The sequence below is a fragment of the Streptomyces lincolnensis genome, from assembly GCF_021173675.1.
Classification (GTDB): Bacteria; Actinomycetota; Actinomycetes; order Streptomycetales; family Streptomycetaceae; genus Streptomyces; species Streptomyces lincolnensis_B.
Genome location: NZ_JAIHON010000001.1, coordinates 66,780 through 78,121, shown reverse-complemented (window position 1 = coordinate 78,121; position 11,342 = coordinate 66,780). Strand labels below are relative to the sequence as shown.

Sequence of the window (11,342 nt, the reverse complement as noted above, 5' to 3'; positions counted from 1 at the left end):
TGTGTTATAGCAGGTCAGGACGGTCGCGGGCAGGATCACTCCGAGGCGTGGCGCTCGCCCTCTCCGCCCTTGCCGTGGAGAAGGGCGTGGCCGAGTGCGAGATCAACCCCCTGCGCGTCCTGCCCGACGGCTACGTCGTCGCGCTCGACGCCGTACTGCTGCTGCGTGACTCATGGGATCAAGGAGAATCCGACGATGCGTGAGGGATTCAGTGCCATGGCCCAAAGAAGCGGCCGACCACTCCCGTGATGCCGGGTACTGGCGAGGCAGACCGCTCGGCGCGTACCTCCACGACTGGGCCGAGACCTACGGCGACGCGGTGGCCGTCGTGGACGGCGACACCCGCCTGACCTACCGTCAACTGGCCGCCCGCGCCGACGGTCTGGCGTGCCACCTCCTTCTCCTTGACCTGGGCCTCAACCCCGGTGACGCCATGCTCGTCCAGCTGCCCAACGGCTGGGAGTTCGTCACGCTCACCTTGGCCTGTCTGCGGGCCGGAGTCGCTCCCGTGATGGCGCTGCCCGCGCACCGAGGGCACGAACTGCGCTACCTGGCCGCGCACTCCGAGGTCACGTCGATAGTCGTACCGGACCGACTGGGCGAGTTCGACCATCAGGCACGACGGGAGGTCGCCGAAGTCACCTCGAGTGTTCGGCTGCTGCTCGTCGCGGGCGACGTGATCGACACCGATGCCACGGATCTACGGGCCCTGGCCGAACCGGCCGACGACCCGACTGCCGCGCGGGCCCGGCTCGACCGGATCGCCCCGGACAGCGGCGACATCGCCGTCCTCCTGCTTTCCGGCGGTACGACGGGGCTGCCCAAGCTCATCACCCGCACCCACGACGACTACGAGTACAACGCGCGGCGCAGCGCGGAGGTGTGCGACTTCGACCGCGACACCGCATATCTCGTGGCACTGCCCGCCGGGCACAACTTCACACTGGCATGCCTCGGGCTCCTGGGCACGCTCATGAACGGCGGCCGTGTGGTCCTGGCTCGCACCCCGGACCCCGACAAGGTACTGCCGCTGATGAGCACCGAGGGCGTGACAGCCACCGCCGCCGTGCCGGCCGTCGTCCAGCGCTGGATCGACGCCGTGGCCACGAGCCAGCAGACGGCCCCGCCAGCGCTCCGGCTGCTGCAGGTCGGCGCCCGCCTCGCCCCGGAGGTCGCCCGCCGCGTCGAACCCGTGCTCGGTGGCACGCTCCAGCAGGTGTTCGGCATGGCGGAGGGGCTGCTGAACTACACGCGCCCGAGCGACCCCGAAGACATCAAAATCGAAAGTCAGGGGCGCCCCATGTGCCCCGACGACGAGATCCTCGTGGTGGACGCCTCCGACAACCCAGTCCCGCCCGGCGGGATGGGAGCCCTGCTTACGCGCGGCCCTTACAGCCCACGCGGTTACTACCGGGCCGACGAGCGCAACGCCCGTGCGTTCACTCCCGACGGCTGGTATCGCACTGGCGACATCGTCCGTTTGCACCCTTCCGGCAATCTTGTCGTCGAAGGACGCGACAAAGACATGATCAACCGGGGCGGTGAGAAGATCTCCGCCGAAGAGGTCGAGAACCTCATATACCGTCTGCCTGGTGTCGCACGGGTCGCCGCGGTCGCGAAACCCGATCCGTATCTGGGTGAGCGAGTGTGCGCGGTCGTGGTCGCAGAACAGGGCGCCGACCGTCCCTCGAATCAGTCCGCGCCGCCCTTACCGCGATGCAGGTGGCCCGCTACAAGCTGCCTGAGGCGCTTCCGGTCGTGGACGAACTACCACTGACGAAGATCGACAAGAAGCGTTTGCGGGACATCGTCGAAGGCAAGTCCGACGCCGTCGGCGGTCTGACGTCGCGATCTCGGGGCGGATGACCGCAGGCTTCATGCGGCGCCTGGAGCAGGCGTTGGCCAAGGAGCAATTGGCCCGGCTGCGCTCTTCGATCGGCCTGGACCTTGGCACCCCGCACGCCGAGGAGACAGCCATCTCCACCCCGCGAGATCGTCGCCGCCGGCAATCAGGGAACGGCATGTTCTTGCCCGGCCCTATCCGGGAAGGCAGCTCGAGCTGCGTGCCGCTCGCTGAATCCTGCTCGCCGCTGGGCAACCCCGGCAGCCGGTGTCTCGAACTATGCATGAGACCCACTGCGGTGTCCGCCCTTCCGTACCGGGCGTGTTGCCTGCACCAGCTGAACCGCAGGAACGTGTGATGCCGCCGATGGGACGGTCTGGTCAGCGGCATCACAGTCATTCATCCTTCTGCATCGGTCAGTGAGCCTCTCGCACGACGGCGACACCCCCTGCTGGAACGGTGACCCAACCGCGTACGGGCTTGCCCGTGAGGAGTTCGACGCCTTCGGCGGGGACTTGGGCACCGTGCCCGCTGTGGTCGATCAGGAACAGGAAGTCGGCGTCGGCGCCAGTGCGCCGGACGGCTTCGATGCCGGGCAGCGGGGTGGCCAGCACCGGCTGGACACAGGCTTCGTCGCAGATGCGGGACAGTAGCGCGGCGAGGGTCGCCGGGTCGGGGCGAGTGGCCAGGTACCAGGCTTTTCCTTCACCGGTGTTGTGCCGGGTGACGGCCGGTACGCCCGCCAGGGGACCGTCCCCATAGCAGGCGACGGGCTCGGCGCCTGCGAGTCGGACGCGCTCGGACCACAAGGTGGCGGTGGCACCAGCGGGGACCGCCCCGATCAGTTGCAGTGTCTCGTCGGGAAGCAGGGGGAACAGTTCGTCGGTGCGCACGCCGAGAACGTCCCGGAAAGCACCTGGGTAGCCGCCCAGCCGGATGTGACAGTTCTCGTCCACCGCGCCGCTGTGGAAGCCGACCGCCAGCGTGCCGCCGCGCTCGGCGAAGCCTGCGAGATTGGCCGCGCCCGTGTCGTCGATCAGGTAGAGGCTGGGGGTGAGGACCAGGCGGTATCCAGAAAGGTCCGCGTTGGGTTGTACGAAGTCCACCGCCACACCCGCGTGCCACAGGGGCCGGTACCAATCCCGCACGAGGTCCTGGAAGTGAAGTTCGCAGCTGGGCTGACATGGCAGCTCCAAGGCCCAGCGGGCGCTCCAGTCCCAGACGATGGCAACCTGGGCGGTCGGAGTGCTTCCCCGCACGTCGGCCAGGGCCTTGAGATCCGCGCCGAGTTGTACGACGTCCTGCCAGATCGTGCTGTCGGTGCCGGCGTGCGGCAGCATCGCCGAGTGCCACTGTTCGGCGCCCGCCTTGGCCGCACGCCATTGGAAGTAGGCGATGCCGTCGGCGCCGCGTGCGACGTGGGCGAGGGCGTTGCGCCGCATCTCGCCAGGCCGCTTGGCGCGGTTGACGGGCTGCCAGTTGATGGCTCCGGTGGAGTGCTCCATCAGCAGCCACGGCCCGCCCGCGAGGGAGCGTACGAGATCGCCGCTCATCGCGATGTCGATCTCCGACTCGGGGTCGGTCGAGCGCAGGTAGTGGTCGTTGGAGACGATGTCCAACTCGGGTGCCCAGCGCCAGTAGTCCAGGGCGTCGAAGTTGTACATGACCATGAAGTTGGTGGTGGCGGGAGTTGCGGGTGCCGCCTCCCTCAAGACCTCCCGCTCCGCCCTGTACAGCGACAGCAGTTCGTCGCTGCAGAAGCGTCGCCAGTCCAGTTGGTGCATCGGATTGGGGTCGGCACCGGTGGCGCGGGGCGGCAGGATCTCGTCCCAGGCGTAGTACCACTGGCTCCAGAAGGTGGTGCCCCAAGCGTGGTTGAGCACGGCAAGATCGTCGCCGTACTTCGCCCGCAGCCACGTACGGAACGCCTCCGCGCTGGTGTCGCAGTAACAAGCGGCGTTGTGGCAGCCGTATTCGTTGTGGACGTGCCACATGACAACGGCCGGGTGGTCGGCGTAGCGCTCGGCCAGCGTACGGGCGATCCGCAGGGCGGCGGTGCGGTAGGTGGGGCTGGACGAGCAGAAGGTCTGGCGGCTGCCGTAGGACAGGGTACGGCCGTCGCGGTCGACGGGCAGGGCCTCCGGGTGGGCCTTGAAGAACCACGCCGGCGGCGCGGCCGTCGGGGTCGCCAGGTCGGCCGCGATGCCGTTCTCGTGCAGCAGGTCCAGCAACCGGTCCATGCGGGAGAAGTCGTACACGCCCTCGGACGGTTCGAGTAGTGCCCACGAGAAGATGCCGACGCTGACCATGGTCACCCCGGCTTCGCGCATCAGGCGCATGTCCTCGGCCCACACCTCCTCGGGCCACTGCTCGGGGTTGTAGTCACCGCCGTATGCGATGCCAGGCACGCGGAGCGCGGGCGTGGTCGGGGCGACGGGGGATTGCGCATGTGCCACGGGCGTCACTTTCGAAGCATTTGGAGGGTGCAAGGCATCTCTGTTCAGCCCTTGTTGGCGCCGAGGGTGAGGCCACTGACGAACTGCCGTTGCAGCACGAAGTAGACGATCAGCGTCGGGATCGCGGTCAGCAACGCACCTGCGGCGACCAGGTTGGGGTCGGTGAAGTAGGCGCCGGAGAGGTTGTTCAGCGCCGAGGTGACCGGCATGTTCTCGCCGGTGGAGATCAGGACGAGGGCCCAGAAGAAGTCGTTGTAGATCCAGATGGAGAGCAGGGTGGCCAGGGCCGCCATCGCCGGCTTGCACAGCGGCAGCACGATCTGCCAGTACTGCCGCCAGACGGAGGCGCCGTCCATCAGTGCGGCCTCGGTCAGTTCGTGCGGCAGGGTGCGCATGTAGTTGCTGAGCACGAAGGCGCAGAAGCCGGACTGGAACGCGACGTGGATGAGGACGAGGCCGAGCGCAGAGTCGTAGAGCTTTCCGCTCATCGTGATGCCGGGCAGGTCGATCAGCAGGTAGAGCCGGTACAGCGGGGTGATGATGACCTGCTGCGGGAGCAGGTTGCCGGCTGTGAAGAGCAGCAGCAGGACCAGGTTGAGGCGGAAGTCGAAGCGGCTGACGTAGAAGGCGACCATCGAGGACAGGAACAGCGTCAACAGCACCGCCGGGACGGCGATGATCACCGTGTTGACGAAGTAGTGGCTCATGTCCGACTGCTGATACGCGTTCGTGAAGTTGTCGAAGCTCAGTGAGTCCGGCCAGGACACGTATCCCTTTTCGCTGGTCTCGCTGTACGGCCGTAGCGCCGCGTAGATCGCCCAGGCCAGCGGGGCGATCCAGGCCAGGGCCGCGCCGGCGAGGAAGAGGTGGAGGAGGATCCGGGCGGGGCGGACGGGGGCGCTCTTTTTACCGAGCGTGGCCGTGGTCGTGCTCATGCGCGGCGCTCCTTGCGGAAGGTCGCGATCAGGTAGGGGATGATCACGACGAGGGAGATGAGCAGCAGGACGACGGCGATGGCGGAGCCGTATCCGATGCGGCTGGACTCGCCGATGATGTTGTTGGTGATCAGGATGGACAGCAGTTCGGTGCCCTGGGCGCCCTTGTTGAAGACGAAGACCAGGTCGAAGGCACGCAGGGCCTCGATGATGGTGACGACCAGGACGACGGTGTTGGTGGGCCGCAGGGTCGGGAAGATGACGTTCTTGAACGTCTGCCACTCGTTCGCCCCGTCGAGCGCGGAGGCCTCCCGCAGCGAGGGGTCGACGCCCTTCAGGCCGGCCAGGTACAGGATCATCATGTAGCCGGTGTGCCGCCAGGACGCGGCGACGAGGATCGCCCAGAGGTTGAGGTCGGGGTCCCCGATCCAGTCGATGTATTTACCCGGCTCGTTGGCCCCGATGAGGCTGTTGATGAGGCCGGTGTCGGGGTTGTAGATGAGCTGCCAGACGAACCCGATGACCGCCATCGACAGCACGACCGGCAGGAAGAACGCGGTCTGGTAGACGCGGCTGAAGCGGATCTTCTTGTCCAGCTGCACGGCCAGGAACAGGCCGAGCGGGGTGGGGATCAGGATCAGGACCACGAACCAGATCACGTTGTGCTGGACAGCGGGCCAGAACTGCGGGTTGTCGTTGAAGAGTTGCTTGAAGTTCTCCAGGCCGACCCATTTGATCGAGTCGAAGCCGATGCCGTCCCAGGTGGTGAAGGCCAGCGCCACGGAGGCGAGGGCGGTCACCCACACGAGGGCGAAGTGCAGGATCGTCGGCAGGCCCGCCATCAGACCGAGGGTGAGCCGGTCGCGGCGGGTCAGCAGACGGCGGTGTCCCTGGGACACCATCTTGGCGGGGGCAGCGCCCGGAGGCGGCACGGCGGCCGCCTCCGGGCCCTGCGTGTTGGTCTCTGCGGTCGTTGAGTTGCTCATGCGGATGCGAAGATCGTCTTCTTCTGGCGCTCGATGGACGACAGGATGCTGTCCACGTTCTTGGGGTTGCGCAGGAAGTTCTGCAGGGCGGGCTGCATCACCGTGGAGGTGAAGTCCGGACGGGAGTCACGGTCCATGAACTGCGTCAGGTTCTTCGCGCCGGAGATCATCTCGAACGCCTTCTTCTGCAACGGTGTGTAGGAGGACGTGTCGGCCTTGTTGGAGGCGGCTACCAGGCTGGAGTCGGACTTGACGTAGATCCCCTCGGCGGCCGGGGTGCCCAGGTACTGCAGGAGCTGGACGGCGCCCACCTTGTTCTTCGGGGCCCTGGACAGCATGAAGCCGTCGGTGGGGGCCTCGACGGTGTCCTGGCCGTACGCCGGGTCGATCTCCGGGAACGCGAAGAAGTCGAGGTCCTCCAGCGCGGCCTTGTCGGTGAACTGCTGGGCCACGAAGGAGCCGAAGACGTACATGCCGGCCTTCTTCGACACCAGCGTCTGCGCGGCGTCCTGCCAGGTGCGGCCCATGGAGCCCTCCTGGTGGTAGGGGAGGATCTCGGTCCACAGGTCGAAGACCTTGCGCACCTTGGCGTCGGTCCAGGAGGCCTTGCCCGCCATCAGCTCGACGTGGAAGTCGTGGCCGTTGAGACGGAAGTTGGTCTGGTCGAAGGTGCCCATCGCCGGCCAGGCGTCCTTGTCGCCGAAGGCGATCGGCACCAGGCCGTCCTTCTTCATCTGCTTGCACAGCGCGACCAGTTCGTCCCAGGTGGCCGGCACCTTGTAGCCGTACTGCGCGAAGACGCTCTTGCGGTAGAACACGGCCCACAGGGACGTGGTCAGTGGCACGAAGTAGTACTTGCCGTCCGCACCCTTGCTCAGCTTCTGCATCGCCTCGGGGAAGTTCCCGCCGATTTTCTCCCACACGTCGTCGATGGGGGAGGCCAGGCCCTTCTCGGCGAAGAACTGCATCCGGTAACCGGCGAACCAGGTGAACACGTCGTCCGGCGTGCCCTGGAGGTAGGAGTTGATCTGCTCCTGGAACGTGTTGTGGTCCTTGGTGTTGACGTCGACCGTGATCCCGGACTGCTTGGTGTAGGCCGTGTAGATCTCCCCGTAGGCCTTCTTCGGCACCGCGTCGGACTGGTTGGAGCCGAGCGTGACCGTCTTCGGGTCCGAGGAGGAGCCGCTGCCGCCGCAGGCGCTCAGCAGGGGGATGCCGACGCCGAGCACGGCGGCGCCGCCCATGCCACGCAGCAGGGTGCGGCGGGTGGTGCCGGACAGGGGAGAACAAGGGGATGGGAGGTGCATTTCGGCTCCTGAGGGGCTGCGGTACCCCAGGCTCGGCGCGTCGGCGCGATAGGGCGAGGGGACGGTCGACGAGGCGACCAAAAACAAACGCGATCGAACAAACACGATCGGCTGGATGTCAGGAAGAGTGGACGTTGTGGAGGGTCAGTGTCAAGACTCCCGGTCTGATGCGGGCTGCGCGGGGCAGGGCTGCGGCAGGGCGCTCCCTACGTCGGAGGTCCGGATCGCCGATCTTTCCGACGTGCGCATCGGCTCGGTCGTTTGCTGCCTCACCTGCATGGATGCATCGCGGCTCTACCCCCGGCGTGGTTATGGCGGACCGCCCCGTACGTCCGTCGATCGGAATGGAGCCGGCAGAACTCTTGACGTGCGGCCCTGCCCGCTGCGTAGATATGACCGCGCGGTCAGACCGCGTGGTCATATCGTTTGACGTCGTTCAATGCGGAACGTGGCCCTAAGGAGACTTCATGGCACGGGAAGTGGGGCGCGCCGTGGGTTCCGCCGCGCCGCGCAGTGCGGACGTCGCCCGGGTGGCGGGGGTGTCGCGCAAGACGGTCTCGCGCGTCCTCAACGGTGAGCCGTATGTCTCCGACGAGGCTCGCCGGCGTGTCCTCGCGGCCGCCGAGGAGCTCGGCTATCGGCTGAACCAGGCTGCCAGGACGCTGGCTTCCGGACGTACGCGCTCCATTGGTGTCGTCGCCCTGGGCACGGCGGGTTACGGAACCGCCTCCTTGCTCGTGTACATCGAGGAGGCCGTACGGGACGCCGGTTACGCGCTCCGCGTGGTCAACACGCCGGACGGTGCCCCGGAGGACATCGCCGGTGCCGTGGAGTCACTCCTGGAGCAGGGGGTGGACGGCATTGTCGTCTCCGAGCCCATCGTCAAGGGGGAGGTCCCGATCCGCGCAGACGTGCCTGTCCTCTTCATCGGGGCACCACCGGCACCCGCCTTCACTGCCACCCGGACCCTGACCGTGAGCGTGGGCGCCCACGAACTGGCGCGCGCTGCCACGGAGCACCTGCTGGACCTGGGGCATGAGACCGTCCATCACCTCGCCGGCCCACGGCGGTGGTACGCGACCAAGGACCGCATCGAGGGATGGCGGGCGGCGCTGGCGGAACGGGGCGCGCATGAACCGCCGCTGCTCAACGGTGACTGGTCGGCCGCTTCCGGCTACGAGGCGGGTCGCGCTCTGGCCTCGGACAGCTCTGTGACCGCGGTGTTCGTCGCGGGCGACGAGATGGCCATCGGCCTGATCCACGCCCTGCGGGAGGCGGGGCGCCGCGTGCCGGAGGACATCAGTGTCGTCGGTTTCGACGGCAACCCGGTCTTCGCCTACGTGTCCCCGCCTCTGACCACCGTCCGTCAGCCCTTCGAGGCCGCGGCACGTGAAGGGATCGGGCTGCTCGTGCTCGCCGTGGAGAAGCCCGACGCCGAGCTGCCGCCGGCGGGTGAGCCACCCGTCGAACTCGTCGTCCGCGGCTCGACCGCACCCCCACCGTCCCAACGAGGCCGGACGGCACTTCGCACCACCTGAACACCGACAAGCCCCCCAGGCTTACGCCCGCCTGGACACTACGTCTGTGTCCACGGCCGGGTCACCGCGACGATGCGAGCCAGGACCGCATGGTGACCGGCAACGGCCCTTCTCCCCGGCTGACGCGCCCACTGGACTCCGCCCTCCCCGACCTGATTGGTCCCAGGAGCGGCGGTCATCGAAACATGTCCCCCTTTCCCCTCGGAGCCGCACAATGTTCCCTGCGCAGCCAGGCGCCAGACCAGGCGCCGCTCCGCGTTCCCGTCCTTTCTCCCTCCTGACGCTGATGGTGTCCCTGCTCGTCGCAGTGGCGACCCTGACCCTGCCCGCCGCGGGTCCTGCGGCCGCGGAATCCCGTCCGTCGCAGACGCTGTATACCCCGCCGTCGGACGCGCTCTCGCCGGGGACGTTCTATCCGCGCGCGATGCGTCTGCAGCACAACGGCTCGGCCAACGGCACGATCCTCGCCACCTTCGAGCAGTACCGCGAGGACATGCCGGTCTTCCCGATCTACCGCTCCACTGACAACGGCAACTCCTGGACGAAGATCTCCGAGGTCGCCGACACGCAGAACGGCTGGGGCATGCGCTGGGAGCCCGAGCTGTTCGAACTGCCCCGCGCCATGGGCGGCTTCCCCGCCGGCACCGTCCTCGCCGCGGGCGACTCGGTGCCGTACGACCGGTGGGGCGGCAGCAAGATCGACCTGTACGCGAGCACCGACCGCGGCCAGAGCTGGACCTTCGTCACCAACATCGCCACCGGCGGCCCGGCGTTCTCCACCAACGGCTACACCCCCGTCTGGGAGCCGTACTTCGTGCTCTCCGGCGACCGGCTCATCGTCTACTACTCCGACCAGCGCGACACCGACCACGGCCAGGAGGTCGTGCACCAGGTCTCCACGGACCTGCGCAACTGGGGCCCGGTGGTGGACGACGTGTCGATGCCCACCTACGCGGACCGGCCCGGCATGCCGGTGGTCACCCGGCTGCCGAACGGCAACTACGTGATGAGCTACGAGTACTGCAACGCCCCCGAGGGCCGGTGCTCCGTCTACTACAAGATCTCCGCCGACCCGGAGGGCTTCGGCTCCGTCACCGGCCGCGTGCTGCGGTCCACCGACGGCGTCATCCCCAGCGGCGCCCCCTTCATCACCTGGCTGCCCACTGGCGGCCCCAACGGCACCCTCGTCCTCAGCGGCGAGAGCCAGGACGACCTGTTCGTCAACACGGAGAACGGCGCCGCGAACGCCTGGACCCGTATGCGCTCCAACGTCGCCGGCGGCTACAGCCGGGGCATGCTCCCCCTGCCCGACGGCCACAGCCTGATGGTGCTCAGCGGCGGACGCGCGCGCAGCACCGGCGTCAACCCGGTGACGTACAGCGTCGTCGACCTGGGCGGCGGCATCTCGAACGGCGCCACCTACACCCTGTCCAACGCGAACAGCGACCTGAAGCTCACCATCGCGGGCGGTTCCACCGCCAACGGCACCGGCGCGACCCAGCAGACCACGACCAACGCCACCGACCAGCAGTGGCGTTTCGTGCAGCAGCCCTCCGGCTACTTCAAGATTTTCAACGTCGCCAGCGGCAAGGTCCTGGGCGTACAGGGCCAGTCCACCGCCGACGGTGCCCGGATCGTGCAGTGGGACGACAACGGCACCCTCGACCACGAGTGGGCCGTCTCCCCGCACCAGTCCGGCGGCTACACGATCACCAACCGTGTGACGGGCAAGTACCTGGAGATCCCGAACGCCTCCACGGCCGCCGGTACGCAGGCCGTCCAGTGGAGCGGCACCGGCTGCGCCTGCCAGCGCTGGGAGTTCACCCAGACCGCCCTGCCGCCCCTCGGCACGGGTCAGTACGCCCTGGTCAACAAGAACAGCGGCAAGTACCTCGACATCCCGCAGGCCTCCACCACCGCCGGCATCGCGGCCAACCAGTGGGGCAACTCCGCCTGTCGCTGCCAGCTGTTCACCTTCCAGTCGGCCGGCAATGGAGCCTGGAACATCAGGAACGTCAACAGCGACCTCAACCTGGACATCCGCGACTCCTCCGGCACCGCGGGCGCGGCCGTCGTCCAGAACACCGCCTCCAGCGCCGACTCCCAGAAGTGGACCCTCGTCGACGAGGGAGACGGCTACTACCGGCTCCGGAACGTGAACAGCACCCTCGTTGCCGGCATCGCCCAGTCCTCCACCACCGACGGCGCGGCCGTCATCCAGTGGAACAGCCTGGACGTCGACGACCAGCTCTGGAAGATCGTCCGCATCAACTGACC

General features: G+C 67.7%; 8 protein-coding genes. 4 read left to right on the top strand and 4 right to left on the bottom strand.

Annotated elements, in window-relative coordinates; genetic code table 11:
• Positions 1-47 precede the first annotated feature (47 nt).
• Positions 48-203, top strand: coding sequence for a hypothetical protein (locus K4B79_RS00350; RefSeq protein ID WP_232024102.1), 156 nt, complete (start codon positions 48-50; stop codon positions 201-203).
• Complete coding sequence (locus K4B79_RS00345; protein ID WP_232024101.1) at positions 200-1,777, top strand: (2,3-dihydroxybenzoyl)adenylate synthase; 1,578 nt, start codon at positions 200-202, stop codon at positions 1,775-1,777. The genes K4B79_RS00350 and K4B79_RS00345 overlap by 4 nt, the downstream gene beginning before the upstream one ends.
• A 482-nt stretch (positions 1,778-2,259) precedes the next feature.
• Here K4B79_RS00345 and K4B79_RS00335 read toward each other — a convergent pair whose 3' ends face one another.
• The 4 genes from K4B79_RS00335 to K4B79_RS00320 all read right to left on the bottom strand — a co-directional run bounded on the left by K4B79_RS00335 (position 2,260) and on the right by K4B79_RS00320 (position 7,527).
• Positions 2,260-4,173: a beta-galactosidase gene (locus K4B79_RS00335; protein ID WP_374208409.1), complete on the bottom strand. Its 1,914-nt coding sequence runs from the start codon at positions 4,171-4,173 to the stop codon at positions 2,260-2,262.
• Positions 4,174-4,343: 170 nt separating this feature from the next.
• Positions 4,344-5,234: a carbohydrate ABC transporter permease gene (locus K4B79_RS00330; protein WP_232024099.1), complete on the bottom strand. Its 891-nt coding sequence runs from the start codon at positions 5,232-5,234 to the stop codon at positions 4,344-4,346.
• Positions 5,231-6,220, bottom strand: a complete 990-nt coding sequence (locus tag K4B79_RS00325; protein WP_232024098.1) for a carbohydrate ABC transporter permease — start codon at positions 6,218-6,220, stop codon at positions 5,231-5,233. Before K4B79_RS00325 ends, K4B79_RS00330 begins: the two co-directional genes overlap by 4 nt.
• A complete protein-coding gene (locus K4B79_RS00320) occupies positions 6,217-7,527 on the bottom strand; it encodes an ABC transporter substrate-binding protein (protein WP_232024097.1) in 1,311 nt (436 codons plus the stop codon). Before K4B79_RS00320 ends, K4B79_RS00325 begins: the two co-directional genes overlap by 4 nt.
• Before the next feature lie 467 nt (positions 7,528-7,994).
• Between K4B79_RS00320 and K4B79_RS00315 the strand changes: the two genes are divergently transcribed.
• Positions 7,995-9,065 (top strand): LacI family DNA-binding transcriptional regulator, encoded by a 1,071-nt coding sequence (locus K4B79_RS00315; protein WP_232024096.1) that lies wholly within the window; start codon positions 7,995-7,997, stop codon positions 9,063-9,065.
• Positions 9,066-9,279: 214 nt separating this feature from the next.
• Positions 9,280-11,340: an RICIN domain-containing protein gene (locus K4B79_RS00310; RefSeq protein ID WP_232024095.1), complete on the top strand. Its 2,061-nt coding sequence runs from the start codon at positions 9,280-9,282 to the stop codon at positions 11,338-11,340.
• The last annotated feature ends 2 nt before the right edge of the window (positions 11,341-11,342 follow it).

What these genes read in the sequence shown, in the direction of transcription:
- K4B79_RS00335 (WP_374208409.1), bottom strand. Translation starts at nt 4,173, where the DNA reads ATGCGCGAAGCCGGGGTGACCATGGTCAGCGTCGGCATCTTCTCGTGG.
- K4B79_RS00330 (WP_232024099.1), bottom strand. Translation starts at nt 5,234, where the DNA reads ATGAGCACGACCACGGCCACGCTCGGTAAAAAGAGCGCCCCCGTCCGC.
- K4B79_RS00325 (WP_232024098.1), bottom strand. Translation starts at nt 6,220, where the DNA reads ATGAGCAACTCAACGACCGCAGAGACCAACACGCAGGGCCCGGAGGCG.
- K4B79_RS00320 (WP_232024097.1), bottom strand. Translation starts at nt 7,527, where the DNA reads ATGCACCTCCCATCCCCTTGTTCTCCCCTGTCCGGCACCACCCGCCGC.
- K4B79_RS00315 (WP_232024096.1), top strand. Translation starts at nt 7,995, where the DNA reads ATGGCACGGGAAGTGGGGCGCGCCGTGGGTTCCGCCGCGCCGCGCAGT.
- K4B79_RS00310 (WP_232024095.1), top strand. Translation starts at nt 9,280, where the DNA reads ATGTTCCCTGCGCAGCCAGGCGCCAGACCAGGCGCCGCTCCGCGTTCC.